The organism is Paenibacillus allorhizoplanae (genome assembly GCF_927798215.1).
GTDB classification, from domain to species: Bacteria; Bacillota; Bacilli; order Paenibacillales; family NBRC-103111; genus Paenibacillus_E; species Paenibacillus_E allorhizoplanae.
This window is the reverse complement of the sequence record NZ_CAKMMW010000020.1, coordinates 100,329-126,504: the sequence shown is the minus strand read 5'-3', so window position 1 is coordinate 126,504 and position 26,176 is coordinate 100,329. Positions and strand designations below refer to the sequence as shown.

At 41.3% G+C, this 26,176-nt stretch carries 25 protein-coding genes and 1 pseudogene; 6 read left to right on the top strand and 20 right to left on the bottom strand.

Going from position 1 to position 26,176, the window contains the following annotated elements:
* Window positions 1-556: 556 nt before the first annotated feature.
* Both L6I86_RS26145 and L6I86_RS26140 read right to left on the bottom strand, forming a co-directional pair.
* Window positions 557-2,062: a polysaccharide lyase 6 family protein gene (locus L6I86_RS26145; RefSeq protein WP_236291336.1), complete on the bottom strand. Its 1,506-nt coding sequence runs from the start codon at window positions 2,060-2,062 to the stop codon at window positions 557-559.
* A gap of 183 nt (window positions 2,063-2,245) precedes the next feature.
* A complete protein-coding gene (locus L6I86_RS26140) occupies window positions 2,246-2,629 on the bottom strand; it encodes a hypothetical protein (RefSeq protein WP_236291335.1) in 384 nt (127 codons plus the stop codon).
* A gap of 265 nt (window positions 2,630-2,894) precedes the next feature.
* Between L6I86_RS26140 and L6I86_RS26135 the strand changes: the two genes are divergently transcribed.
* Window positions 2,895-3,398, top strand: a complete 504-nt coding sequence (locus tag L6I86_RS26135) for a C40 family peptidase (RefSeq protein WP_236291334.1) — start codon at window positions 2,895-2,897, stop codon at window positions 3,396-3,398.
* 261 nt (window positions 3,399-3,659) lie between these two features.
* On the opposite strand, the gene L6I86_RS26130 is transcribed toward L6I86_RS26135, so the two are convergent.
* From L6I86_RS26130 to L6I86_RS26085, 10 genes and pseudogenes are all read right to left on the bottom strand, one after another.
* The gene (locus L6I86_RS26130) at window positions 3,660-3,956 is read right to left on the bottom strand and encodes an immunity 53 family protein (RefSeq protein ID WP_236291333.1); all 297 of its coding nucleotides are present in this window, start codon (window positions 3,954-3,956) and stop codon (window positions 3,660-3,662) included.
* A gap of 98 nt (window positions 3,957-4,054) precedes the next feature.
* Window positions 4,055-4,384, bottom strand: coding sequence for a helix-turn-helix domain-containing protein (locus tag L6I86_RS26125; RefSeq protein WP_236291332.1), 330 nt, complete (start codon window positions 4,382-4,384; stop codon window positions 4,055-4,057).
* A 989-nt stretch (window positions 4,385-5,373) separates the two neighbouring features.
* Entirely contained in the window at window positions 5,374-6,168 is a 795-nt protein-coding gene (locus L6I86_RS26120) for a Cof-type HAD-IIB family hydrolase (RefSeq protein ID WP_236291331.1), read from the bottom strand.
* 493 nt (window positions 6,169-6,661) lie between these two features.
* Window positions 6,662-6,799 carry a hypothetical protein gene (locus L6I86_RS26115; RefSeq protein WP_236291330.1) on the bottom strand — a complete coding sequence of 46 codons (138 nt, stop codon included), beginning with the start codon at window positions 6,797-6,799 and terminating at the stop codon, window positions 6,662-6,664.
* A gap of 325 nt (window positions 6,800-7,124) precedes the next feature.
* Window positions 7,125-7,775, bottom strand: a pseudogene (locus L6I86_RS26110) (fructose-bisphosphatase class III); the annotation flags it as partial.
* Between the two features lie 717 nt (window positions 7,776-8,492).
* The gene (locus L6I86_RS26105) at window positions 8,493-9,410 is read right to left on the bottom strand and encodes an NAD(P)-dependent alcohol dehydrogenase (RefSeq protein WP_236291329.1); all 918 of its coding nucleotides are present in this window, start codon (window positions 9,408-9,410) and stop codon (window positions 8,493-8,495) included.
* 27 nt (window positions 9,411-9,437) lie between these two features.
* Entirely contained in the window at window positions 9,438-10,151 is a 714-nt protein-coding gene (locus L6I86_RS26100) for a DUF4386 domain-containing protein (RefSeq protein ID WP_236291328.1), read from the bottom strand.
* Entirely contained in the window at window positions 10,148-10,375 is a 228-nt protein-coding gene (locus tag L6I86_RS26095) for a helix-turn-helix transcriptional regulator (RefSeq protein ID WP_236291327.1), read from the bottom strand. The genes L6I86_RS26100 and L6I86_RS26095 overlap by 4 nt, the downstream gene beginning before the upstream one ends.
* A gap of 1 nt (window position 10,376) precedes the next feature.
* On the bottom strand, window positions 10,377-10,823 hold the full coding sequence (locus L6I86_RS26090; protein ID WP_236291326.1) for a hypothetical protein: 447 nt from the start codon (window positions 10,821-10,823) through the stop codon (window positions 10,377-10,379).
* Between the two features lie 252 nt (window positions 10,824-11,075).
* The gene (locus L6I86_RS26085; RefSeq protein ID WP_236291325.1) at window positions 11,076-15,674 is read right to left on the bottom strand and encodes a pectinesterase family protein; all 4,599 of its coding nucleotides are present in this window, start codon (window positions 15,672-15,674) and stop codon (window positions 11,076-11,078) included.
* A gap of 404 nt (window positions 15,675-16,078) precedes the next feature.
* Between L6I86_RS26085 and L6I86_RS26080 the strand changes: the two genes are divergently transcribed.
* Entirely contained in the window at window positions 16,079-16,525 is a 447-nt protein-coding gene (locus L6I86_RS26080; RefSeq protein WP_236291324.1) for an S-layer homology domain-containing protein, read from the top strand.
* Between the two features lie 24 nt (window positions 16,526-16,549).
* Entirely contained in the window at window positions 16,550-16,756 is a 207-nt protein-coding gene (locus L6I86_RS35980; RefSeq protein WP_420851933.1) for an S-layer homology domain-containing protein, read from the top strand.
* Here L6I86_RS35980 and L6I86_RS26075 read toward each other — a convergent pair.
* Window positions 16,749-17,090: a hypothetical protein gene (locus L6I86_RS26075; RefSeq protein ID WP_276574897.1), complete on the bottom strand. Its 342-nt coding sequence runs from the start codon at window positions 17,088-17,090 to the stop codon at window positions 16,749-16,751. The two genes, L6I86_RS35980 and L6I86_RS26075, sit on opposite strands and share 8 nt — an antisense overlap.
* 483 nt (window positions 17,091-17,573) lie before the next feature.
* On the opposite strand from L6I86_RS26075, the gene L6I86_RS26070 reads away from it, so the two are divergent.
* Entirely contained in the window at window positions 17,574-17,990 is a 417-nt protein-coding gene (locus L6I86_RS26070; protein ID WP_236291322.1) for a VOC family protein, read from the top strand.
* Window positions 17,991-18,069: 79 nt separating this feature from the next.
* Here L6I86_RS26070 and L6I86_RS26065 read toward each other — a convergent pair whose 3' ends face one another.
* The 5 genes from L6I86_RS26065 to L6I86_RS26045 form a co-directional block, all read right to left on the bottom strand.
* Window positions 18,070-18,399 carry an SRPBCC domain-containing protein gene (locus tag L6I86_RS26065; protein WP_338113445.1) on the bottom strand — a complete coding sequence of 110 codons (330 nt, stop codon included), beginning with the start codon at window positions 18,397-18,399 and terminating at the stop codon, window positions 18,070-18,072.
* Window positions 18,400-18,520: 121 nt separating this feature from the next.
* Window positions 18,521-18,928, bottom strand: a complete 408-nt coding sequence (acpP, locus tag L6I86_RS35595) for an acyl carrier protein (RefSeq protein WP_253074979.1) — start codon at window positions 18,926-18,928, stop codon at window positions 18,521-18,523.
* A gap of 211 nt (window positions 18,929-19,139) precedes the next feature.
* A complete protein-coding gene (locus L6I86_RS26055; protein ID WP_236291321.1) occupies window positions 19,140-19,715 on the bottom strand; it encodes a dihydrofolate reductase family protein in 576 nt (191 codons plus the stop codon).
* Between the two features lie 719 nt (window positions 19,716-20,434).
* Entirely contained in the window at window positions 20,435-21,250 is an 816-nt protein-coding gene (locus L6I86_RS26050) for a DUF2785 domain-containing protein (RefSeq protein ID WP_236291320.1), read from the bottom strand.
* A 123-nt stretch (window positions 21,251-21,373) separates the two neighbouring features.
* Window positions 21,374-22,039 (bottom strand): PepSY domain-containing protein, encoded by a 666-nt coding sequence (locus L6I86_RS26045; protein WP_236291319.1) that lies wholly within the window; start codon window positions 22,037-22,039, stop codon window positions 21,374-21,376.
* Window positions 22,040-22,260: 221 nt separating this feature from the next.
* Here L6I86_RS26045 and L6I86_RS26040 point away from each other — a divergent pair, with 221 nt between their 5' ends.
* On the top strand, window positions 22,261-22,794 hold the full coding sequence (locus L6I86_RS26040) for a DUF2231 domain-containing protein (RefSeq protein ID WP_236291318.1): 534 nt from the start codon (window positions 22,261-22,263) through the stop codon (window positions 22,792-22,794).
* Between the two features lie 516 nt (window positions 22,795-23,310).
* On the opposite strand, the gene L6I86_RS35725 is transcribed toward L6I86_RS26040, so the two are convergent.
* Together L6I86_RS35725 and L6I86_RS26035 are read right to left on the bottom strand one after the other, a co-directional pair.
* Entirely contained in the window at window positions 23,311-23,436 is a 126-nt protein-coding gene (locus tag L6I86_RS35725; RefSeq protein WP_276574896.1) for a hypothetical protein, read from the bottom strand.
* A 1,030-nt stretch (window positions 23,437-24,466) separates the two neighbouring features.
* On the bottom strand, window positions 24,467-24,637 hold the full coding sequence (locus L6I86_RS26035; RefSeq protein ID WP_236291317.1) for a hypothetical protein: 171 nt from the start codon (window positions 24,635-24,637) through the stop codon (window positions 24,467-24,469).
* Between the two features lie 545 nt (window positions 24,638-25,182).
* Between L6I86_RS26035 and L6I86_RS26030 the strand changes: the two genes are divergently transcribed.
* Window positions 25,183-26,022 carry an MBL fold metallo-hydrolase gene (locus L6I86_RS26030; RefSeq protein WP_236291316.1) on the top strand — a complete coding sequence of 280 codons (840 nt, stop codon included), beginning with the start codon at window positions 25,183-25,185 and terminating at the stop codon, window positions 26,020-26,022.
* The last annotated feature ends 154 nt before the right edge of the window (window positions 26,023-26,176 follow it).

The window sequence follows — 26,176 nt, the reverse complement described above, 5'->3', positions numbered from 1 at the left end:
ATTTGTAAAATAGTTAGGTGCAAAAATCGCTAAAGCAATAGAGGACACTATTATACAGCCTAGAACAAAAGACCACCTACTTTTTGAATATCTAATCTCTACTCCCCCCAGAACCACAGAATATTTACTTGCTCTTATATTTCCATAATTAGGAATTACACGTTACTTCAATAGGCTGCCGCGGGTGCTGGCAGCCTATTTGTAATTGTGCTATGTATCGTTCTCCCGTTAGTACTAATCATTTTGCAGCAGCCCATTTTCTTGTTAAATGTACCATGAAGTTAGATCTTATCTGTAAATTAGAGCTAGGACGATCCATTACTTTTTACTCATTAATAAATAAATACATTTTTTATAGAAAATATATTTATTTTCGTGTTATCAAGTCAATCAAAAGAGTACTAAAATAATAGAATAGCCTATCAAAACTTCGGAAAAGCCCCTATTTCATGGGCTTTTCCGAAGTTTTCAATTAACAATACTTCAATACTAAAAACGATAACGATCCGAAGGATCGCGATTTCAATTGATGGAACCTAGGAGGAAGCTGGACTTCTTATTCAGATCCGTTCAGCCACTCGGGTCCGACATCGCTCGGCTGTAATGGCTTGTTCCGTATAGGCGTTATGGATACCTCATCCGCTCCGGCATCCCTGTTCCCCTGAGGTCGGGGCTGGCCATCCATATCTTCTTTTACGGAGTAAGCTCCATTTTTCAACGCGTTGATAATCGGACTTTCTTCGTCCGCACGGTATAATCCGTCTTCTGCCAAAGCTAGCTGAGGATTTTGCTGCGTAATCCCTGCAACCGGCTCGATCCCGAGTTCGGCGCCATACATGAAATTTCCTTCATACGTAAGAACTGCTGAATCGTCGATTACCTTAATAAGAGGAAGCTTAGGGCTTCCGCTTGCCTGTACGACGTTATTTGCAATAATCGTGTCTACAGGTGCTAACAAATTCGTACCGCTTTTTTTATCGCCAACGATGATGTTGTTATCATTGTTCACAAGTGTGTTGTGAGTAATGAGCACATTTTTAACTTGAAAATATTTGTTGAGATCCGAGTTAGGTATGCCGTTTGTTAGAACAATGGCCCCTCGTGTCGTATTACTGCCCACAATGCCACTGATATAATTGTTGGCTATCACATGATCTTCGCCTATAACACGGATCGCGCCAGCGTTCGCCTTGCCATTAGCGAAAAAGAAATTGTTTTCAATGTGCGTTCCATTGCCATGACGAAGGGTAACGGTCGCTGCATTGTTCAAAAATGTATTGCCGCGAATCACATTCTTCCCTGATTTAACCGAAACCATTTCGATTTCTCCATCATTATTCTCGAACAGGTTATTCTCTACCGTCGTATAGGAATCCGAGAGCGAATAGGTACTGGTTCCGATTCTCAGTGTTTCCGCTTCATTACTAATCACTTGTCCACTATCGTCGCGCAGGATAGGCCTGCCCGCAAAATGATTGTGATCAATGACATGGTGCTGCTCGACCGGCTGCTCTCTCCAAACTACCATTGTGGCACCGATGTTTTTCTTCCCTTTGAAATAGGAATGATCCACCCTATTATAACTGCCGTATAATCCTACCCACTTCGTGTTCTTCACGTTGCTTTGAGGGTTATAATCAAGCATTTGGACGTTAGTAAGCCGGGAATGCGTCGCTTCATGATCTCCCACCCTGAACTCAATGACACCGGAATCATCGATATCTCCCCCATCTTTGAATACCAAACCATCCACCACAAGATACGATCCCCCGATGTTGAGTGTGGAGGCTCCGGTGAGCACTACATGTCCCGGTGTTTCCGCGCGAAGCGTGATGGGTTTATTCTGCTTGCCTTCACCTTCCATTACAATTGCAGCATCCTTCCAAACTCCGTTCCTCATCACGATCGTATCACCGGGTTGCGCTTTGGTCATGGCTGCTGAAATTTCGTCCACTGAAGAGACCTTCACTACCGCCGATTCCTCAGCCGATACACCGAAAGGGATTACAGAGAAAGCGGTTACAATACTAAGCGTCAATAAAGATTTCCTTAACTTTTTCACTATATTTCCTCCTTTATGTAAATCTACAGATATTATCCTATACTTTCCAGGACAAGTTTGTGGTTTTTTTTAGTTCTACTGTGGATTTATTTGGTAATTTTTTAGTTTATTTCGAGCCCATTTAACTATCCTGACCATGGAAAAGGTAGCCGATCGTCATGGCCGGCTGTCGCAGTACTTTATTCAACTAACGTTCTCCGTTAGTTCAACAAATTTTATTAAGTATTGTGGTAACCATTCCTCTAAGTATATATGGTGAGATGATTTATTAGTTATTAATCCCTTTAATTCACTTGGAATACGTATGTATTCTTCTACTGTTTGGGGCTCTATCCACGAAACTTCCTCAATTTCTACTGGAAATGAGATTTTTATCTCTCCACCGATTGCATTCCCTCTAAAGGTAAAGAAAATTGTATTATGTTCTCTATCATCAAAAACGTGCAATAGGTAAGCATTTGAAGACCTGACGTAAATCTGGTCGAAGCTTTTTGAGTATTTGTTCTCTGCCTGTTGTGGTAAAGGCGAAAGCCCTGTACTGAAGCCTATCGTATTTTTTGTTTTCACAAACACTAACGGAAATAAATAATAAACATCTGCTACTTTAAACTATTTAATGGCTCAAACCGTTGATAGATCAAGCTTATTGTTGATCTAAGCTAGTCAAGAATAATTTTCAAAGAAGATTCTCATGGTTTTCTAATAAAGTGGGCTTGTCCCCTCCAAACCCACTGTTTTCTCTACTTCTAGCAAATTATAGGAGACTTCCAGTCTGCTATACTAGGCTTAGCTAAGAAAACAGCGCTCAAAAACAAGGAGGAGGACAACAACTATGAAATTACATCATAAATGGAGCAGACGCTTGGCAATTATGACAATTGGAGCAACCGTTGCTATCTCAGGAGGGGTAATCAGTAGTCCAAAGCCTACTCAAGCTGCTACTGCTACAATAACCGCAACGACGAAAGCTGATAGCATTATCTCTTTAGGGAAAAGATATCTGGGTACGCCTTATAAATTCGGTGCTAAAGTTGGACAAACTAGCAACTTCGACTGCTCGACATTAACGAAATACATTTTCGGGAAATACGGCATTAGCCTACCGCGGACAGCTGCTCAGCAATCTAAAGTCGGTAGTTATGTTTCGAAAAACAATTGGAAGAAAGGCGACCTGCTATTCTTCTCCGTCCCTGGCAGATCAGGAGTCGGTCATGTAGGCGTTTACCTTGGAAATAACAAAATGTTAAACACTTATGGTGCTGGCGGTGTGAAAATCACTACGATTAACTCCTACTGGAATTCTCACTACATGACAGCACGACGAGTGATTAAATAGTCAAAATAACTTTAATCACAGAAGGGTTGACGAACTATTGATCTCTTTGAGATTAGTAGTTCGTTTATTATTATATGTTAACCTAATAATTATGTATTAGAGATGACATAATAAGATCGAGTTTTAAAACCTGAGATCGGTTTCTGCCACCAATATTTATTCATGTCACTTGGGCACCATTTTTGGAATTAACCTGCCCGTTAGCGTGGAAACGGCACCCGATCGTTGTGACCGACTGCCGTAAGGTGGATGAATTAAATATCATTTAATTGTAGCTACCCAATTTTTAAAAATTTCTATTATTTCATCTAGATTAAAGACTCCTCCACTTGCCATAAAAGTGTGGTCTTCAACTCTACATATTAACCAGTCAGTTTCTGTACGCTCTATTTGAATACGATTGAAAATTTCTTTTTCGAGACTCGTTTCAAGTAAATCGATTCTAATGGACCAACCAGGATTATCCACTGTATCAATTTTTATTTGCTGCATATGCTCCCAGTCACCATCGCATTGATCAAAAAACCACTGCTGTAACCAAAGTAAATTATTTGTCATTTAAATCTCCCTTAATATAGCCAATGTGGAATCTTAGAATAATTGTCCCAGCAATTTTGCTACTTGGATAAGCTAACGTTTCTCGTTAGCGGAACAAACTACTGTACGATCACGCCATTTGCACTTTCCAGCCATTTATCAATAGCAGTTACAGAATAATATATTTTATTACCGATTTTCACGTAAGGTATTAAACTCTGAGTTTGTCCAGCACCAATATTTTGCGGACCAAGTTTGTCAACCTCGATTTCACTTATTCCTAAATAATGGGCTAATTCAGAGCGATTTAACAGCTGATGATTAGAAGTTGGGGTTATTACCGTTGGGGTTATTACCTTATTTTTAAATGAAATCGAACACAGGTAACATCCAACTATGATACAAAGTCCTAGAAAAACAATAGCCAAGGCACATGCATAATTCTTCATATTTCCCTCCATAAACCCCACATTTATTTACCGTATATAGTTTTATATTCTAGAAAAATGACAAATATCCTCTTTTTTCCAAATAAGAACTTAGCGGAGCAGCAAAAAGCGGAATGCCGAAGCAACCGCTATAACTAACGTTCTGCGTTGATGCGATGTGGTAGGCGGTGCAGGTTTGCCTACCTGAGTCGCTTCTCCGAAATCTCCGGACAGACCGAGGGCGCTAGACCTACGCGTAAATACGGTGTTATCAAAAGGAGCCCCTTCCTCGAAGAATACCGAATCCCTATGAATTATTGATTTTATATCTAGTTTTTTCTATTAGCGTTATTCGCTTCTCGTGATTCAAATAACGTCCTATAGTTATACCATTCGAATTATAGCAATGTGAGTAACTCTTAATTATTATTCCATCCTTCAAAATGAATTGATATTCACCTTCATGTGGTCCCTTACCTAAATAAAAGTGAATAGTCCCTATTTCCTCCACTTTATATGCCTCAATTAGTTTTATTTCAGATATTTCAATTTCGATATGCTTCTTAAAAAATATGTATTTATTAATCTTCTCTCCTTCAATTACCCAGTAATATCCGAATAGGAAAATCAAAAAAAATAAAAATATAACTGAAAACAAAACAAATGCCTCAATAACAAAGCCCGCCATTAAGTAAAATATAAAAAGGAATATTGGATATACAACCAATGTAATTATGATTGTCTTCTTAAAATGAAATTTCACCCTTGATTTAGCTCCATATCATTATTTTAGGCTATTTAATAAAATTGCCTTTTTTACTTCTCAAATTCTACATTTTGATTAAGGTATTCGTGAAATGATTCAATTATCCTGCCCATTAGCACAAAAGGCTGCACGCGGCAGCCTTTTTACGTTTGTTCAACTATAGTCATTCGTTAGCCATCCATGTCCCAAAATTCGATTGGTGAGCGGCTACATTCAGGGTAGTTGTATTATCATCAGCAAGTGATTAAACCACAAATTTCTCAAGAGCAACAGCAACACCATCGTTATCATTTGATTCGGTAATGTGTTTTGCAAAATTTTTCAACTCAATTATCGCGTTTTCCATAGCAATCGGAAATCCGCACTTATGGAATAGTCCTAAATCGTTAAAGTCATCCCCGAATACCATTACATTTTCTGACTTCACCCCGATATCATGAAGCACCCATTGCACGGCTTCTTCCTTTGAGGCTGATTTTTGCATGATTTGAACCAATAATCCTCCATCGGTTGCGATTACGTTCACATGGTCCCCGAATTGCTCGATAACATCCCTCCACGTGCTGTAGCCATGAACCAATATTTTTGTCGGGGATAGTGAACTAACAAAATCCTTATCAACAACCAGGGGTTTAGGATCATTTGAACGGATACCGAAATGACCAAGTTGCGAGTCGGGAATTGGTGTACACATATACCATGAGTCATTGACCTCGTATGAAATTAACGATTGAGGTGCATGTAACTCGATGAAGTTGTTAATTTGTTGGTTAATCTCAATTGGGATACTAATGTGCCGCTGAGTTTGCTTAGACTTGCATGTTATAAGGGCACCATTGTAATAAACCAAGTAGTCTACAAAAGGAAAACTCTTTACAAATTGATCAGCCGCTCTAGGCGGTCGCGCCGTGGCAACAATAATATGAATTCCAGAATCAAAACATCTTTTAACGGTCTGATAATTTCTAGGTGATATGGATTTGTCACTGCCGAGCAAAGTTCCGTCCAAGTCTAAAACAATTGCCTGTATGTCCGACATCTGCATCTCTCCTCACAAGTAATTCTTCCAATATTAACCTAATTTTAGGAGAGATGCTATACTCACTATTGAATTAGTCTGCCCTTTAGTTCAATCTTAGGTATCCTTTCCAAGGTATTTCTATATCCACCTCATTCACTCCCAAACTCATCTGTCGGGAATGAGATCAAGTTCTTGTCACCCGACACACGTCTGCAAATGTTATTAATTCAACTTATCCTACCAACCTGAAGATAACGATTATGTTTGTGCCGCCGAACAAGAAAAAACCCGCAGCATGAAGCATGCAGCAGGTCTCTAACTCGTATTCACTTTAGATCGTTTCATACCGAAGCTCAACTTAGGAATTGACATCCATATCAATGATTTCATCCAGTTCTGAACTATGTTCGTTTGCGGCTGCAATATCCGCGGCTTGGGCTTGATTGTTCAGTTGCTTAACAATTTGTCCTGTGCCATGGAACTGTTAATCTAATGGTTCGCTTAAATGTTTTTAAGCTTCACCTGGTTGATCGTGTGTATTATTTTGTGCAGACTGGTCAGGCGATTTTCGAGTTCGAGATTGCAGTTCCTTATCTACGGTACGCTGAGATTTGGTTATCTTAGTTTTAGTTTTAGTTTTATCAGACATTGAAATTACCTCCTTTCTATCTTGATGAAATAATAAGTTTCTGATTTCACGCTTTTCTTTGGAGTTAATTTGAAACATACATATTGTACTCACTTAAGAAGTAATATAAGCAGACACATTGTGCCAATCACTTAGTTGGTGGGCGAAATTAAACAATAATTTCTTACTGGGAGCTAAAGCTTTTCAAAGGAGATTGAGATTATTCTTGCATAATCCTCCCCTCAATCTCCACAAAATAAAGCACATTGAGAAAAAGAGTGATTTTATCCCATGGCAATTAACAGCACTTTACTCGTACCACAGGCTAAAGCGGCAATTAACCAACTAAATTGATTCCATATACATCTTCGATGATGTCCAGATTGTCGTATCTGGCGCAGATCAGGATAATATTCGCAAGGCAGACCAGGGAACCCGCATAGGTGCCTATCCACAGGACATCATGGTTCCCCCACTGAATATCTACAGAATGATAGTAGATCAGCGTGTCCATAATTTTATCGGGGTCCGGTCCTCGGTCATAGATATCTCCGACCACATGAAGATGGTCAACCACCAGGCGCTGGGTCGTATAAGCAAGACTGATAATGAGCTTGTCCGCCTGGCCCAAGGAAACAATTTGCCGGTATATTTCCTCATAATAAGGGTCCTTATTGTTGGTCGAATCCGTATTGTATAGAAGCTCTTCTACAATGTATACAAACTGCTCCGGCAAAGCTTTACGTAATTTCGAGCGCGTATATTTGGAAGAGGCATTAGAAATGAGCTTAAGCATTTGTTCAATCGTTTTTCTATACCATCGGTTCAAGGCTTGTTTATTGCACAGGTCTTCTTTAACCAGCTGTATTTTTTCTTCTGGATAATAAACTGACGCCGTAAAATCATTGATTTCATGATCTGTCCAAACCTCACGGAACAAGGCTTTGATTTTTTCTTTTACGGTACCAGACCCGTTTCTTAGTACATGCTGAAAAGCATGCTTTAAGCTTAATATAAACAGTAACGGGGAAAACATTATGTTTCCAAAGTTCCCTTTGGTACTCTTACTTACAGCTATTAATTGAAACTTCCCACACTATCGTTCTGCGTTAGCCGAATTGCGAGTCACTAATGTGTATTGTATTATGAAAAACAACCCTCAAAAGGCATCGTTCAATTACCTCGGAGAACACATCATCATTAGTTCTTTCAATGGAACACAATACAATTTCTTGTCTTTTGGAAAAGACAAGAAATTGTATCCATAAAATAAAAAATCCGCGTCATACGCGGCTGATAATGCATATATGTTTTTGTCCACTTACACATACTTCGATAAAATTAAAACCCTTTAAATTTACTTTCAATAACTTTAATACACAATCAAATATTTTTCCTCATCATGATCATCTTACTCGAATGGGACTTTCATTTTTATCGTGGGGTCTCCTTGGATCGTAAGTTAAAAACGCATATTCCCTTTATTGTAACTAATCTGCCCTTTAGCTGAGAAGGCTACCGATCCCTTGATCTCGGCAGCCTTCTCCTGATGTTCTATTGGTTGTTCTCGTTAGGTTAACTCTAGATTCAAACCAACCATTCAAACCAACCTAACAAAATATGATTTATTTTCTTCGAAATATATTCAAATAATTCGATTACTGTCGAGTTCACATTCGTAATATCGAATCGTATACAAAACCCCACGTTGTCACTAACGGCAAGTGTCTCTTACAGTTACGACTACATTTCCCTTCTTATGTTTTTGTTCGACATAACGATGGGCATCAGGAATTTGTTCCAATGAATAGCGTCTATCGATAACTGGTTTAATTTTACCGGTTTCAAGTTGCTCTTGGAGGAAAATAAGGTCTTCAACACGGGGCTTTTGAGACATATGCACACTCACATATGTTCCGTTCGTACGCAGTGCTTTTTTGAATGTCGATTTTTTGATTTTCGATATCGGTTTCCCGACTGCATCAAAGATTAAATCATAGCTTTCTTCAAGCGCCATGAAATCCTGTTTCGTATAATCTATGACTCGATCGGCTCCTATAGATCCTACCATCTCGATATTGGCAGTACTACAAACCCCTGTTACATCTGCACCGAAATACTTGGCAAACTGCACCCCATAAGTACCCACACTTCCAGATGCTCCATAAATAAGAACCTTCATTCCTCTCGCGATATTCCCCTTCCTCAGAAGGTTCAACGCTGTTATTCCCCCGATGGGAACAGCAGCGGCCTCCTCATAACTCACATTAATCGGTTTGATGACCACCATTTCATCTTCATGCAAACATTTGTACTCGGCATATGCACCAAAGCGAAAACCACAATACGCAAATACTTGATCACCGATCTTAAAGCGTGTTACATCTTTGCCTGCGGCTTCAACTTCCCCAGCTAACTCAAACCCCAATATCGTTACTTTTTTGGGCCTTAAGAGACCATTGTACAGTCTTGCAAGAAATGGGTCGGCCTTTCGCATGCGCCAGTCCCCCGCTGTTACCGTTGTCGCATATATTCTGACCAGTATTTCATTATCCTTGGGAGTAGGCTTCTCAAGCTCCATCAGATGAAGAACATCGGGCGATCCGTATTTGGCATATACAATTGCTCTCATCCTCTACCCTCCTTGATTGTAATATTTTCATACTGATGTTTGCCTTGAATGGACTACAGATCCATTAAACCCATTCGTAATGAGCCACACCGCTAGAATCATTTCATTGGCAAATATCGGAATCGCCAAGATCGCTCCCCACGCAGAGACTTGATCAATGACCCCAAACATCTCTAGTAAGGCAGCAAGTAAGATCAATACTGACCCTGTCAAACCCAATACGGGGATGAACCTGGGTACAAGCTTTGACTTATAAAAGATATAACTATACATCATCGTATTAATTCCTAGAAAAAAATTAGGGCCAAGCAAAAATGTGTAGTCATGCACTGCTTTTAGCAATGTACCCGAAACCTGATAAGACGTGATATTCGGAGCCCCCGCTGCTACATAGTCCTGGCTTAAAGCTAACAAGGACAGTACACTGATGATCCCAACCGTAATAACAACAGCCTCCATAAATCGGAAGAAAACATGCCAAATAGCAATCGTTCTATTATACTTTTTCAAGAACGGGAACATTGTGGTTGCAGTACCGACCGCTGAAACGACAAGAGTTAACTCCATAAGCGCTCCAAGGACTACCTGATTAGCATGTGCGGAACCTTGAATCAGATAGTCCGAATCGTTCAGAATCGGTTTATATAAAATAACACCTACTATAGCTGTAAGGGCAGCCACAATAAACAGAACACCTACGATTCTTGATGCTGTCTTCGATGAAAAATCCATTTTCCTCATCTCTCCTCTGCGTTTTCTCCGTAAAAGAATATCTCTTCCAACGGCAAGTTAAAGACGTGAGCAAAACGAAAGGCCAACTCCAGTGACGGGGAGTAGTTTCCTTTTTCAAGAGCCACGATTGTTTGTCTAGTTACACCCACCTTGTCGGCCAGCTGCTGCTGGGTCATTTCATTATGATTGAATCGTAATTTTCTGATGTGATTGCCAACAAGAACCTTACCCATCTTAAACTCCTTTCCTGTAGTGATACAGTCTCGATATTGAACCGGTTACGTCTGAAAGAAATCCAGAGATGATTAGGACGATAAACATCACCTTCAAGGGCTGGTCAATTACCAATGTGCCCATAGCCAGAAGGAAACCAATGACAAACATTGCAAATGAATTTCGAAAGGCCAACAGGTCGATACGCTTATCCAGTTCATCCGCGAATGTAGGTTCCTTTTCACCCGTCGTCATTCGGAAGACGATATTAAAAATAATGCTAATCACGATATGTGCTGCGATCGAAACCAAGGTCAATACAAGAATGAAGGATCCCCAGTAATGGAAGGTTACTTTTGAATCCAGTACTTCTTTGGGATACTCTGGGTACTTGTACAAGCAATATACTGTAAAAATGAGTATGGTGCTGATTAGCGATACGATGCTCTTCTTTTCTTGATAAGTCATGTATGACACCGCCCTAAATAAAGTAAAATACACTAAACATAATGTATAACAAACTATACATTATGTCAATTTTATTATACAAAAAAAGGCCGATCACCATCTGAATAGGACAACCTTGGAGGGTCGCTATTAACGCCAGTTCAATAATTTCATGAAATCCTCCAAAGACCGCCATAAAAAAAGCACCCCTTATAATTCACTGGATTAACCAAAGGGTTTTCCAATGTCTATTTTAAGGAGTGCTCTACAAGTTTAGTTACCCTTTTTTGGGTCGTTTGGATTTTTGTCCCTGTTATCGTGATCCGTTCGAATCGTGACACTAGGACCGGAAAGACTCAAGTTTCCAGCTGCGTCTACTGCTCGAATCATAAACTTGTAATTTGTATCTTTTTGCAAATTAGTGACATTGTACGTTGTAATGTTGCCCAAAACTGCGATTTCCCTTGCAGAAGTATCGCTCACCAGATAAACCCTAAAACCGGTCACTCCAATGTTATCTACCGCTGCATGCCAATTTAATGTCAAGCTGGTTTTCGTTACATTCGTTGCGGTCATATTGCCAGAGTTCCAAAGCGGTGCAAAGGTGTCGCCTGTTTGTGTGTTTTCTGCACCCGCATGCTGAATAACGATAGCTGGAACATCTGCCGTATGATCCACAAAAGTGTAAAGTCTTGGCGTCCAATTTACAGGCTGCAAAGTACCGTTGCTAACGGCAATTTCAACATTTTCGCCATTCAATACGGAGCCTTTGTCTGTAAATGCAGTGCCGCTGGATACTTGAATCAGGGATGAAGGCAATGTCCCCGCATCATTCGCAAAATAATTATTTTCAGCATAGCCCTGCGATTGGTATCCTACCCCGATTGCATAGAGGAATGGATTATTCGGATGGTTCGCTGTTCCTTCGTAATAGTTGTTGTACACATGAACTTGACCGTAACGTACTCGTGGTGCACGCTGACCTACATTCCGATAAAAGTTGTGATGGAAAGTAATTCTTTCTTTGCCAGCATCCCCACTAAAGCTATCACTTCCACCTACAAGCGTCGTCTTGTCGTGATCATGGAAGTAGTTATAAGATACGGTAATCATGTCGGAGGCATTCGTCATATCCACAGCACCGTCGTGTTGTTGATACTTGCGTCCAAAATAGGTGTGATTCGGATCATCAAGGCCACCTAAGTCACTAAATGTATTGTGGTCGATCCAAACATGAGTGGAGCCTTTAACCGAGATGCTGTCATAAGCGGAGTTCCAATTCCCCGCCTCGCCATCCGTTGGATCCCACTGCGGGAAATAATCGAATGTGTTCCGGAATTCGATGTTCCGGATAATGACATTATCCACATTCTCTACGTTCAGATTGCCGCCGAGAATCTTCGCATTGGTGCCTGGCAGACCGACGATCGTCGTATTTGAACCGACATTAACTTTGATTTGTTTGCTCTGATTACTTGCCGATCTTACACGTGCCTCTTCCAAAGCGCCGCCAGGCAATGTTTTACCCCAAACGGCCGGGTCGTATACCCGGAGATAAGCGTCAAAGTCATAAAGTGGGTCTTTGTAGAATTCTATACCTATCGGGTTGTCGTTTTGATCCACATTCATATCTATCGTGCCGTTGATGTAGATCATCTTCGGCATAGTGCCGCCTGGCAATGCTTTCACTAGTTCACTGCGCTTGCTCACAATATAAATTTGTTCCGGATTAGCCGTCGATCCGCCGGTTGTTCCTGTGGTATGGGCTCCCCATCCGTCATTAGGCGTCAGAACCTGTCTGCCAATGTCGTTCTCCCCACTATCGATCACATTTACAATCAATGGCACGTCAATGTCTCCGAAGTTAAAGCCCAGTGTCACTGATCCCACAGGTAGTCGGGAAAGGTAATCTTTCTTGAGGGTATATACATTGCTGGTAACGGTGTAGTCCAACGATCCAAGAACTCCTGTGCCATTCGTGATATTCGTCAAAGCAAATCCGTTGCTCCTGACGCTTACGTTAATATCTGCCTGACTCGCTGGGTTCTTATCAAAGTTGGAGGATGTAACCACTACTGCTGGCGCATAGTTTACTTTCGGCATGATAACCGGAATCGATGGATCCCAGCCACCTAAAATTTGCGGAATCGTCAAACTCGCTTCCTGTCCCGTGAGCTGGGAGGAAATTTGACGTGCGGTTGCATTCGCTCCGTATCCATAGCTGTTATATTCAGAAAAATAGCTAGTTATACAGGAACCCGCACATGAAGCCGCCCAACCCTCTGGAAGAAATTTCTTTGAATCGATTAAAGTGTTGATAAATGTAGCTCTTGCGTAGTCCTTCCAAGGGCGTCCCAAGTCGTAGATCCCTTGTGCAGAAGGGCCATCAACCACTTGAGAATTAAAAAATACATAACCCTTGTCCGTCGTATTTTTCTGCGCTCCTGCCGTAATATGTCCTCCTGCACTCGCGCCGGTCGGGACATTGCTCACAAGCACTAATTTCACATTGTCCATAACGACAGCGGGAGCTTCACCGAAGATGAAATCGACGTCTCCTTCAATAATGCTATTGTGAAAATAATGGCGTCCCTGACTTTTGGCATTTAAGCCGTTGTACAGCGTATCCTGAAAGCCTTTCAATCTTACAGATTCCAATACCGCCATATCGCTTTTGAGTGACAGAGCTACCGCTTGTGCCACTTCATTGCGCGGTCCAGCGCTGTTCTCGATTGTTAAATTGGAAGCGTTAAAGAAGTCTGCCGTTACATCCACCGTCTGGCTCAGGAACGTGTTTCCAGTGTGACCAGGCTTGCCCTGTGTAACCGCTGTCCCTGCGTAATCGCTATACATAATGGTTGTTTTATCCATGCCCGCGCCTACAAGACTTACATAAGGACGATCAACCTTAACCTTTTCGGTAAACGCACCTGAAGCGATATTAATAATCGTTCTTGTGGTATTATTTATCGGAACCTGATTAATAGCGCTTTGAATCGTATTGAATACTTTTACTCCATCAGCCGTTACATTTTTATCAACCGTCAGCACGGCCGCTGGAAGAACAACAAGTTCATCCGTTTCTGGGCTTTCGCCGTTCGAATTTACAGCAGAAACAACATAATAATAAGTGATCCCGTTTGTCACGCTCGAATCGCCAAATGTGGCACCGTAAGTTGAAGAAATGACCGTATATGGCCCTTCAGCAGAAATAGCTCTCTTTACATTGTATGAAGAAGCGCCAATTACCGCATTCCAGGAAAGGCTTACGCTGCCTTCGTTTGCGACTGCTTGGAAGCTTGTCGGTTTAGCTGGTGCACCATTAACCGGAGCATATTGCTTCGCTTTTAATTGATTTGAAATCATGCTTTCTTGTCTATCACTCACAGCAGCTACTACATAATAATAAGTCTTGCCATTCTCCGCTGTGGTATCTAAGTAACTGGTTCCGTTAACATTAGCTAGAGCTGTGTAAGGTCCACCGTTTACCAAACTTCTTTTTACGCTGTATGACGATGCCTTCGTTACTGAAGTCCAGTTTAGCTGATCTTGGTTATTTCCAGGCTCGATGCTCAATAGCGTCGGTGTACCTAACGGTGCTGCAGGGGATGCTTTCTCGAGCAGTTTGGGCTCACCCATACCGCCGACATTCCCGGCTGAAACTCTGTAACAATACGTCGTATCCGAACGCAAGTTCGTATCCAGATAGGAGGTGCTGGTAAGCTTGGGTTTTCCGTTCGTCAATAATGGGACAAAAGGTCCTTCTGGTGTTGTGCTTCTCTCAAGCGTATAGAAGGTTGCTTTATTAACAGGATTCCAGGCGACTGTAAGCTGCCCGTTTCTGACAATGGCGTTAAGACCTGTAATCTCGTCTGAAGGGGGTTCCACGTTATTAGGATAGCCAGACGCATAATACGAATACTCACTTTCACCAGACGAGTTCACCGATGTTACCTTATAATAGTAGTATTTATCGTTAGTCAGACCGGCAGTGTCCGTGTAGCTGTTTGACGGCATTCCTTCTGCAAGCTTTTCATAGATGCCATCAGGGGATTCACTGCGATACACGTTATAAGTATCTGTTCCGCTTGTTGCATCCCAGCTAAGCTCAACCCTGCGGTTTGCGCCTTCGGCTGTCAAGTTCTGTGGTGTCACCGCTTCCTGTTGAGAAACGATGATGTTGTCCACATACGCATTCCCTGTCGATGTACCCGCCATTCTAAAATTGATAGACGCGATATCTGTAACCGGGCTTGCGAATTTGAAATTACCGGAGAAGATGCCATTAATATAAAGATCTGCCGTATTGGCTTTTACATCGGCAACGTACTTCACCGTATACCAGGTTTTCGCCTGGAATTTTTGTGTGCCGCCTGTTAGAGGATCCGGAAAGGCATAATCGGCCTTTAAGGAAAGCGCTATTTTCTTATTACTGTCTAGCAATTCCAAAACGTATGAGTCGCTTACCATAGCGCCTTCCATAAAGTCGAGCTGCGCAGTCATCCCTTTGCCGCTCGCTGCGGTTACTGGCGTGAAGGCTTTATTGAAGCCGCCTCTGCCTGCACCGTCACTGATCCATAATACATTGGTTGTGTTTCCGACTAAAGCAGTCGATGTTTGGCCATAGCTATTTCTAGGGTTACTACTATTAATTACCGTAGAATTGTTCGTAGCTGTAAAAGCAGTAATCACACCGCTGCCAAAAGGTGGAATATACCCTACAGTTAATACTCCTAATGTATTGCCTTCAAAATTATCATTGACAAGAGATGTAACCGGCGCTGCCGCCTGGATTTCAGACGCACCGATAAGCGGCACGTAGGAAGAAAGAAACAGCAGACACAACATAATTCGAAGCGCTTTCATCATCATGTAGTCTCTCAACCTCCTATACTTTTTCGAAAAATATACTCAGATTATACAAGTGGCACACTTATTTCCGCTATAATCATTTGCTCAGATGTTGAATAATTCAGGCTAAACTTGGCGGATCGCGATCAAAGGACCGAACAAGAATTGACTATCACACCCTCCCCTTTTCAAAGGATTTACTACAAAAATGATTATTCGCCCCTCCAAACATAGCCTCAAAATGACTATCTGCATCTCGCCAAACCTTGATACGCTTTGTAACTAACAAGATATGAGAAAATGATTATAGCTGTACAATATTAACGGATATGGATGATGATACCCCAATATTGACACGCAAGATCAAGTAGACAACGCTGTTATCACATTTCAATTCTTTCGTTGATCCTACGAAATCAACAGCTGTGTGGATAGATACGGAGCAGCACATGCACTTCATCCCTTCCGTGTTCACCAACCGCAGCGACTCTGCGGAAGTATTAATCCACTCCCCACACAACAGTGTATACACGGTCATCAAATCCAATCGATCCTTTGCCGATTTAAGCGGACACTGGGCTAAAGAGGACGTGGAAATGCTTGCGAATAAGCTTATTGTTAATAGCTGGAGTAATAACCAATTTGCCCCAGATCGCCAAATTACAAGAGCGGAATTTGCCGCACTCCTCGTCCGTTCGCTCGGACTGCAAGATGACAAGGACAATGCTTATACAGATGTCACAGATCAAGACTGGTATGCCGGGGCTGTAGGTGCAGCCCAAAAAGCGGGGCTCGTTACCGGCTTCGAAGACGATTCATTTAAATCGAACGCCAATATCACACGCGAACAAATGGTCACCATGATCGTTTGATCACTAAAATTCAGCGGAAAAGAAATTCAACCGGGCGGCAGCACCCTGTATAAGTTTACGGATCGCGTTTCCATCTCAGCGTGGGCCCAAGATGCCGTTGAACAATCGCTCGCAGCGGGTATTGTGCAAGGCACGACAGCAACCACTTTTGCTGCGCAAGACAATGCGACGAGGGCGCAAGCAGCTACGATGCTCAAGCGCATGCTTCAACCCTTGCAATTCATTAACTAAGTACAGCCATTCCTGTAATCTGAACTGCACCCCAATTGTTAGTTGTGTTTAGTAATTGGGTGCAGTTCAATGCACAGGCTGCCGTTCTTCGTATGTATTGAGACTTGGCTCCCTTCATCTTGCTCACATAGCCGACCAATTGAGCTGCGACCCGGTCGGGACTGTAGTGGCGGATGCGCTCCTCCACGATCTCCATGCCCGGATACTCGTCGCGGTGCTCCCAAAGATAGGCGATCTCTTCTTTTGACAGTCCCAATTTGATCCGTCGTTGTTGGAATGGCAGATGCGTTCTGCCTTTAATGTCCATAGCCTCGATAACTTCCTCAGTCGTCAACAGCTTGGAATTCGCTTCGCCTTTTTCGTTAACAGCTGTACGAGTTTTGCAGCCAGCGCCTCCGCCGCTTCTTGCTTAAAGCCTGTTTTGAAAGTAAACTATAGGGACTGAGTTGAGAATGAATATGCGATCTGCTGTCCCGCCGAATCGTAAATGTTGGAGCGGATGGGCGGGATGGATACGCCCTTCGCAATCATTGCTTGTCTGACGTTCCTAGAGACTCGGACCCTCGACGAACTGTAGATAAGCAAAACGTACGATTAGTGAAGAGAACAGGAGAAATGTAAGCATTAAAAAGACATTTAACCTAATACTGAATGGCGACGGATTCGAACTTTTTCTTTCGTACTTCGGTTTTATCATTAATTTTCAAAATTTACGCTTCCGAATCCATGAGACCGATGAATTCCCGGATCGGCTGTCGTCTATATAAACGAAGGCATAAATAAACACAAACTAATTTGACGAAGAGGTGTTTTGATAATGGCATTAACGTCCGCATTCACGAGCTTCAACCTGCCTGTAAAAAACGTAGAACAATCGAAAGCGTTCTTCACCGGACTCGGATTCGAGATCAACCCGCAATTCCCCGAGAACGAGAATTCGGTAGCCATCGTGATCGGCGACAACCTGCAGGTCATGCTGATCAATCAAGCATTCTTTAATACGCTCACGGAGAAGGAATCCGTCGATACGAGCAAGTATGCGCAGATGACGATCGCACTGGCCTTCGAGAGCCGGGAAAAGGTCGATGAAATCGTGAATACCGCGGTCTCCTTAGGCGGGAAATTGCACGCTGAACCTGAAGATTATGGGTCCATGTATCATTGGGGCTTCGTGGACTTGGACGGTCATCTGTGGGCCATTAACTACATGAACATGGATGCAGCACAAGGTTAAGGCTAACGGAGAGTGCCCTCGTACTAGGGTACAAAAATAAAGACGCCGGGCATCTTCCCCGGCGTCTTCTTCGCGATGATTAGTTTTGTTCGGTAAAGGCTTTGAAATTGTCCATGATCGCTTGCCAGCCTGCTTGCTGGAACTCGACGGGATTGGAGTTTTCCGCGTCGAACGTTTCAATGACCTTCGTCTTATTCCCTTGATCGACAAAAGCAATATCCGCTCTTCTTCCGTCTTCCATGGTGTAGCCGATCGCCTCATGCCGACTCACGACATCGTAGACGCCGCCAAAATCAAAGCCCATGCTGCCATTCTTAATTAAATAGACAGACCTCGTATCTTCCCAACCGTAAGGGAGATCTGCTAAAGCCCAGGCGTTACCCCACGCAAGAGCCTTTCTAAAGGACACAGGTGTTCTATAATCTGAGGGTGCGTACCGACAAGAAACGGAAGGAGTAGAAACAAGTGAGGTTAGATTCTTAAGCTCATTCCCAGCAACAGTTGTAGCCAGAGGGCGGCTATATCCGCTATTACTTGCTCCTAAAAGCGATGAAACTGATAGCATCTTTTACCGTACGAAAGCGTTCCGCTTGCTCATCAGGGATTTTGATGCCGAATTCCTCCTCGAAAGCCACGACGATCTCCGTCATTGATAGTTCATCTACGGCCAGATCGTCGACAAAGCTGCTGCTTGGTGTTACAAAACTTTCGTTAAAATCGAGATGCTCGATAATGATATCGATTACCTTACGTTGGATAGAAGAACTGGTTGCGCTTTCAACCATACGCTGAACGGCTTGGTTTCCTATTGTTCTTTGCAGCGTTTGGATATGTCCAGCCATAGGGCTGAACGGACTCGATTTAGATGGGGGTGTAATATTCGGGATATGGCTTTTTTCTTGCGCCTTATGTGTACTCAATTGCTGATGTCTCGACAATTTTAAGTCCTCCTCGCAGGTGAATTCCAAGTCAATAATGTGGAAGCTCAAAGAATTATTCGAGAAATATGATTAATTTCCTCCTTATTTCTTTCAAAGAGGATTACCCCGTTAATCTGCCCGTTACTTTAATGGAATCAAAAAAGAGCTGCTTCAATGCAGCTCTTGAGCTATAGTTGCCGGTTAGCGTAAACTACTTTAGGAGACAAGGTCATCTAACCGTCTGGTAAACGAGGCCTATGGCTCCAGAATCAAATGTCTTGTTTTCGATAAGTTTTAGCTTGATCTTCTCCTTGAGACCTTGGAATAACGGCAACCCGCTGCCGATCAGGACGGGAGAAACCGTAATTTTATACTCATCTATTAAATCAAGCTGCATAAGGTACTGTGCTAACCTAGGACTGCCGAGGATGATGATATCCTTGCCTGGCTGCTGTTTGAGGTTCTTGATCTCTTCCTCGATATCTTTTTTCACCAGTCTAGAATTATTCCATTCGACTTTCTCCAGCGTCGTGGAAAAAACGATTTTGGCTGTCTTTTCGATCCACTCGGCATGATTCCGTTCATGCTGTGAAGATGATGGGTTCGAAGGCACAGATGGCCAGTAACTGTACATCATCTGATAAGTCCCACGTCCCCAAATGACAGTGTCGGCAGTACTCAGAATTTCTGTCGCGTGTTTCTCCAAATCAGCATCGTAGGAAACCCAGCCAATGTCCATTTCACCGTTCGGCCCTTCTACAAAACTGTCAAGCGATGCGTGCAGAAATAGAACGAGTTTTCTCATTTTCAGTTCTCCTTTTTTCATGAGGGATATCTACATTATTCATTAACTACTCATCTAAACTGCCCATTCGTAATCCTGCACATATGACTGCTAATTAAAACGAGTTTTCTCATGTCCGGTTCTCCTCCGATCTCGAATTTATGTTGTTTGATTCTTTGGCTGTTGTGTGTTTTGTCCTGCTGTTACGTCCATTATAAATCATTACGTAACGTAAGGTTCAAGGGGAAAGCTGATTTTTTTTGCAGACAACAATGTTGAGCTAAACTGCCCCGTTAGCGGAGTGGAGGGCTGCCACGCACCCCCTCGGATGTTAATCTATCGTTCTGCGTTTGCGTAATGACTTCGTATACCTTACCAGCCAATATAGACTTCACCTTTCAATGCAAACTTTATCTTATTCAGCTATCGTTTCCAGTTGGTGTTCGTCTATAAGTATAGAGTGAAATGTTTAATCTTTAGATTTTAAATAAACAATCAAACTAATAAATGCTAATACAATACACGGTAAATAAAAATATTCCGCACTATCTTTAGATAACCCCCACCAAATTCGGTCTCCACTAGTTATTTGGGCAGTGAGACCAATAAAGTAAATTGCCAAAAGTATACTGGCGACCATTACAAAGACGCTCAATTTACGCATTATCTCCCTCACTCATTTCCATTTTTTTGTTCTCCTAATGTTTACGCTGTCAATTATCAATTGTTGCGGAAAGATTTTATTCATTGTACGGATTAAATCTCCTCTCAACCCTTATCAGATCATTTCCTGCAACTAACAATCCTTTTTCTGATAGCCGTATCATAAGACATCGTGTAAAATGCTTGAAATTAATTCGAATATGTCTTCTAGTTACTTCATTTATTGTAGGTAATTTTACATTCATAAGCCACTCACATATTACCGAGAGATGTACCTTCCCCAACTCCACCATTGCAGTTACAGTAGTAGCTATGCGCTCATCTTCTTCTGAACTAAACACTTCTGGAGCACTTTCAAGTATTGAGTTTAGTCCACTCCACACCAACTTGCACTCTTCTAACCCTACGAACCTGTTGCGGACACATTCTACAAGGGCATCAGAAATATGGGCTGCTGCATGTGCCCAACCTTTTCCTTCTACATAGCCACGAAAATCCTTTTCGCTCTTACAATAGGTGATTAGCGAATTCATTATGTTACGAACTTTATTTTCAGTTAAGTATTGATCCCTATTATCACGGATAAGCAACAAAGCAACTAATAATGAGGAGAACGAACGGAAAAAGATACTATCTGTGCCTACTTCCCCAATCCTATTGAATAACATATTATGAGACATAGCATTATCGAGCAATTTCACTAATTGTTCATCTGGAAGTAACTTTTTTTCCAATAGCCAATTATCTAGTATCCTATACGCTAACTTATCACGTAATTCTGGATCTGTAGAAGCAAGTAAATCAACAACTTGCTTAACCATCGAATATTCATCTATTCCTAGTGGTAGAGAAAAATTATTTCCCACGATTATTCTTAATTCTTCTTTGAGCACTTTCTCAACTCCAATTTCTCATTCATTTCTTCCAAACAGTAAAAAAATCAAGGAGCAGTTGCCGAGGCAGAACTGCTCCTTGTTTTGTTCAATTATTGTTTTTTGCCAGTTCAAAATCACTTTTTATTTTGGACTAACTTCTATTTCAGTGACGGCTAGTTGTTTTCCTGAAACAGCGTCGATCATTACTAATATTTGATTACCCAAAGGGAAAACGCCTTTTACAACCCAGGCTGGTTGACCTGGCAATTTAACTCCAGCATCAATCTGCCATTCCTTATTGAAAGTTGCTTCCCATTTTACGTTTGCATTTGGTTCTGTTTCTTTTGCAATTTTAATTGCAGTATCTTTGTTGATATATCCATCTTCGATTTCTGTAAGAGCTACTTCGCGGTGGCTCGCTTTTATACCCTGAAGTACCTGTAATTGTTGACTATACACTTCTATTAGTGCATCGAGATTTTGAGGTATCGCGTCTGTACCTGTTACCGGTTTTAAAATTGCGACTTTTTTAGCACTATCCCAGTCTATCTCAAGAAATAGGGTATTAGCAATATCACGAATAGGTACATATTGAGTTCCTTGATAATGGATGCTTTGAGGAAGACCGACCTTATCACCTGCACCATAATAGTTATCACCCTTCAGTGTGTCTCTGTTTTCACCTGCAAGGTGATATGCGAATGGCACTACTTTCGCTTCTATTTTGTACTCTGAGAATGCATATGCAGTGGCACAACCGATAACTGTTGCAAGAACGACTGTAGTTATGACTAGCTTCTTTTTCAAAATGTTCTCCCCCTATTATAAAAAACAACCTTCCTACGATTATAACGCATTAAGTATTTTAATTGTTCCAGTACAATACTGGAACTTTGTGGGTCATCATGAAGGCTATTAGCGTTCCCCCAAAGATATAATCAATCACAAATAACCTATTTTTATATAAATTAGCGATAGCAAAAATAGATTAGTCGTAATATTTTTACGCCAGATAGAAAAAAAGTCTTTTGTCGAATTATGTAAAAAAATTATTGATATTTATATATTCTTCTGCGATACTTTTAAATGTAAGTAAATTAATGGGAATAGGGGTATTAATTATTATGGATTTTATGTTAAATAATCTGCACAACGTTTTTAACCATGTACCTGTAGCAATGTTAATTTTCAGTTTTATCTTTGACCTAACCGCTGCATTATTTAAGAGAAAGGAATGGAATTTCGCGGGGTTACTCTGCTTGGCTGTAGGCGCTTTGGGAGCAACTGCAGCAGTACTCACTGGACCTGCTTGGACAAAAAATCCACTTTTTCCAGACCACCAATTATTCGGACAGTTAACGATGGTTGCAGCTATTCTCCTCCTATTGACTCGATTAGTCTTCCGCTTTTGGAGAACGTTGGATATCGGGAAGAATCCTTTTTATTTAGCTGGAGCTCTTGTCATGGTGATTCTTGTAGCATACACTGGTCATCTTGGCGGAGAAATGATTCATAAGAAGGCCCCAATCCCTCCTGCTAAAGTTGAAGCCGTCCAAAAATAGCAATAGTAATAGCATGGAGCTACTTTGGTTAGCGCCTTCTTCATTTGCTCCTCGTTGGCTCGAATTCTTTTGTAAAGAATACTCTTTATCAAATTACGAAATTCATTGTAATTCCTCGTGAATAGTAAGAACCTTTGTTTATGTCCCGAGTACCTTTCAAAACAAATACGAATCTGGCGAGTGCCTCCGGATTCGTATTTGCCTCTATATTGAAGTCATGTTAATGATCCCCTAATCAAAATTAGCAAATCCGTAAACCAGTATCCCTACGGTTACCCAAGTTACGTAAGTATGATAAGACTTGATCTGCAGCCTGGCTTCATGCAGGATGTTACATTTGCCTTTCGGCGCAGATAAATTGGTGGCGGATACATGGTGCCCGTTACCGTAATGAAGCTGCCGATATTCACCACGGCGGCCAATCAGGATCCGTTCTTAATCCTTGATTTCTATGTTGTGCTCATTACACCATTCAATTACTAATTTCCTTATTTTACTTTCTTTGAATGTGTACCACTACTTATCAACGCCAAGTTCTATTATTCTATCTTTAAATCTTCGAAAAGCTCCTCTTCCTTGTATGGAGTCATACAGTTCTTCTCTACTCTTTTGATCCTTATTACCTAAAATAAACTCTTCCATGATTTCATACTTCTGAAGTTGTTTCTTAATGTAAAGTCCACGTAAACCCCGTTTTCATCCTCAATTATGCTGATAGCCTATCTAAAACACAACATCCCACTAAAAATATACAGTTAGAAAAAATTTCCCAATGTTAGAATGAGTAGCATGATAACTATTCAATCCATTCGACTCATTAGGGGTGTGCTCAAACATGTATCTATCTCAATCAGCATGGCGGGATAAACAAAAAACGTATTCCGAATTACAACCATTTTTCTAATAAGGATTGCGGTTTAGAGAAATACTTTTATGTAATAAGACAGGAGGTGCACAATAAACATGAGCAAAACTAAAGACACCAACAACCCAAAGCATACAGTATCATCAGGTAAAACAGGAGAACAAAAGAAATCGAAGTAGAGCTGATACGATTCCGGTCAAAATTTAAAAATGCGTATAACTAATCACAATTCTCAATAAAGGAGCATTTGAACATGTCTGATTCGATAAAACCCAACGGCTCACAGCATGCCGCACCACCATCGGATGATCCGAAGAAGCAGGGTAGATCTGCAGCTAAGAAGAAATCGAAGTAAACAAATATGTATAGGCCGCTGGTTGGTTTTTGGTCATCCGGCGGCCTCGTAGTTTATTGAAATACCGGGAATTATCATTCTTCCTCAGTTCAACATACTATTCATTATCCACGGACCAAACTCAGCCCCGCACCAGACACATCCCCGGTTAAGAAATTCATTGGATTAATCCAACTTGTTTTTCATTAAAATTAGTCAAGATACCCAACTTCCATTCCGAGTTCTTACCCTTGAGATACCCCGTATATATCGGTGAGGCATCATCACCACTTATATAAATTATGTTCGTCAATATATTAATCCCTCACTCTCCTAATTGCGAATATGCTCATAATGTTTGTATAGCCCGACAGTTTCCGAAGCGACAGAACTGCTCCATATTTTTGTGTGCTGATAGAACAACTAAAAAGGCTGCACTCTCATCAATTATGATGAGAAGAACAGCCAGTTACTCAAACTTGATTTTTGGGGATACCATTTAAACTTGGAACATAATCAGCGGCCTTCTCGCTCGTCAACGTTTGTGCTTCCTCAAGGAAATTGGCATGATTTTGCTGATTGTTTTTACTATCTGCTCGGTTATCTTCGCGGTCATATTTGGGATCTGCGTCATTTTTGGGCATAGATTTCACCTCCATCGTCTCGAAGTTAGTATGAGAATTTAACTTGTATTTTATCCCAGTTGATTCGTAAAGTCCCTAAAAGACGCTCTAATCTTCTCTGCAAAACATCCAAAAAAATCAGACCATCCATAACTATAGCCTCTTACTTTATCTTTATTTTTAAGTAAGTAAGAGCTATCAGGAATAATCAGATCTATGCCCAACTAGCTTTCATCTGGAAATTTGGATCCACAGTCGATAATGATGAGATTGTCGTTATAGTTAAATTTAGTTAAATTTCAGGTGAAAATCGACGCTTGATAATGGTACATATAAAACACTTCGTTTTTTTACCTTTTAAGACTTGCTCATTTTCGCAAAGTAAACAGCGCATGTGATGTGATCACCTCTGTTGTATTATGTCCAAAAGAAATAATCAAAAATTCACTTTTCAGTTAGTTTCTTCTATATTCAGTTATAACTATCGAGTTAGATTGGACATAATATCGAGAATGAAAAGATTCTAAAATAAGGGGAAGGTCATGGAACATACTCATAACGGAGATATGAAAGATACATTGGCAGATAATTATATACCGATGACTTCCATTAGAAGCGGTGTTGGCGAAGAGGTTAGCCACGATCTTTTCTGCTATACTAATCAGATCGTAAATATAAGCTTAGTGGGCACTGCCGAAGATTGGGTGTTAGTTGATACAGGTATGCCACAATCCGCAAACCATGTATTGAAAATAGTTGAAGATCGTTTTGGCGCAGAGTCAAGACCAAAGGCAATTATTTTAACACATGGTCACTTTGATCATGTTGGCGCTGTTATTGACCTAGTAGTGGCTTGGAATGTATTCGTCTATGCTCACGAGTTAGAATTACCTTATTTAACAGGACAAACCAGTTATCCGGAACCTGACGGTTCCGTTGAAGGTGGTATTTTAGCAAAGATATCACCTTTCTTTCCTAATGAACCCATCAATCTTGGAAGTCATGTTCGGGCTTTACCCTCTGATGGAAGTATCCCCGGCATGCCAGGATGGCGATGGATCCATACATCAGGACATACACCTGGGCATGTTTCACTGTTTAGGGATATGGATAGAGCACTTATTGCAGGTGATGCCTTTGTAACGGTTGAGCAAGATTCACTATACAAGGTTATCACTCAGAAGAAGCAGTTAACAGGTCCTCCGGTATATTTTACAACCGATTGGCATGCGGCTGAGCAATCCGTTAAAAAGCTAGAGGTTTTAAAGCCGAGTGTAGCTATTACCGGTCATGGAGTACCTATGTCTGGCGAGGAACTTACAAGCGGATTGTCTCAATTGGCGGCCGATTTTAAACGGATAGCTGTCCCCGGCCATGGACGATATGTAGATAACAAGATTCAGTAATAGGATATATATAGTCAGATCAATGGTTTTCGATATGATTATAGCGGTTCAAGTATTCAAAAACGATTGTGAAATAGTAGATATATAGTATTCTCAGGAGGGTTTTCAATCCAGGGCATTTGCCAAAAGCGCCTGAGGAATTCGATGATATTCC

Bases quoted from the DNA above. Each gene is read 5' to 3' on its own strand.
- L6I86_RS26135 (WP_236291334.1), top strand. From the start codon at position 2,895: ATGAAATTACATCATAAATGGAGCAGACGCTTGGCAATTATGACAATT.
- L6I86_RS26130 (WP_236291333.1), bottom strand. From the start codon at position 3,956: ATGACAAATAATTTACTTTGGTTACAGCAGTGGTTTTTTGATCAATGC.
- L6I86_RS26125 (WP_236291332.1), bottom strand. From the start codon at position 4,384: ATGAAGAATTATGCATGTGCCTTGGCTATTGTTTTTCTAGGACTTTGT.
- L6I86_RS26120 (WP_236291331.1), bottom strand. From the start codon at position 6,168: ATGTCGGACATACAGGCAATTGTTTTAGACTTGGACGGAACTTTGCTC.
- L6I86_RS26115 (WP_236291330.1), bottom strand. From the start codon at position 6,799: ATGTCTGATAAAACTAAAACTAAAACTAAGATAACCAAATCTCAGCGT.
- L6I86_RS26105 (WP_236291329.1), bottom strand. From the start codon at position 9,410: ATGAGAGCAATTGTATATGCCAAATACGGATCGCCCGATGTTCTTCAT.
- L6I86_RS26100 (WP_236291328.1), bottom strand. From the start codon at position 10,151: ATGAGGAAAATGGATTTTTCATCGAAGACAGCATCAAGAATCGTAGGT.
- L6I86_RS26095 (WP_236291327.1), bottom strand. From the start codon at position 10,375: ATGGGTAAGGTTCTTGTTGGCAATCACATCAGAAAATTACGATTCAAT.
- L6I86_RS26090 (WP_236291326.1), bottom strand. From the start codon at position 10,823: ATGACTTATCAAGAAAAGAAGAGCATCGTATCGCTAATCAGCACCATA.
- L6I86_RS26085 (WP_236291325.1), bottom strand. From the start codon at position 15,674: ATGATGATGAAAGCGCTTCGAATTATGTTGTGTCTGCTGTTTCTTTCT.
- L6I86_RS26070 (WP_236291322.1), top strand. From the start codon at position 17,574: ATGGCATTAACGTCCGCATTCACGAGCTTCAACCTGCCTGTAAAAAAC.
- L6I86_RS26055 (WP_236291321.1), bottom strand. From the start codon at position 19,715: ATGAGAAAACTCGTTCTATTTCTGCACGCATCGCTTGACAGTTTTGTA.
- L6I86_RS35725 (WP_276574896.1), bottom strand. From the start codon at position 23,436: ATGGAAGAGTTTATTTTAGGTAATAAGGATCAAAAGAGTAGAGAAGAA.
- L6I86_RS26035 (WP_236291317.1), bottom strand. From the start codon at position 24,637: ATGCCCAAAAATGACGCAGATCCCAAATATGACCGCGAAGATAACCGA.
- L6I86_RS26030 (WP_236291316.1), top strand. From the start codon at position 25,183: ATGAAAGATACATTGGCAGATAATTATATACCGATGACTTCCATTAGA.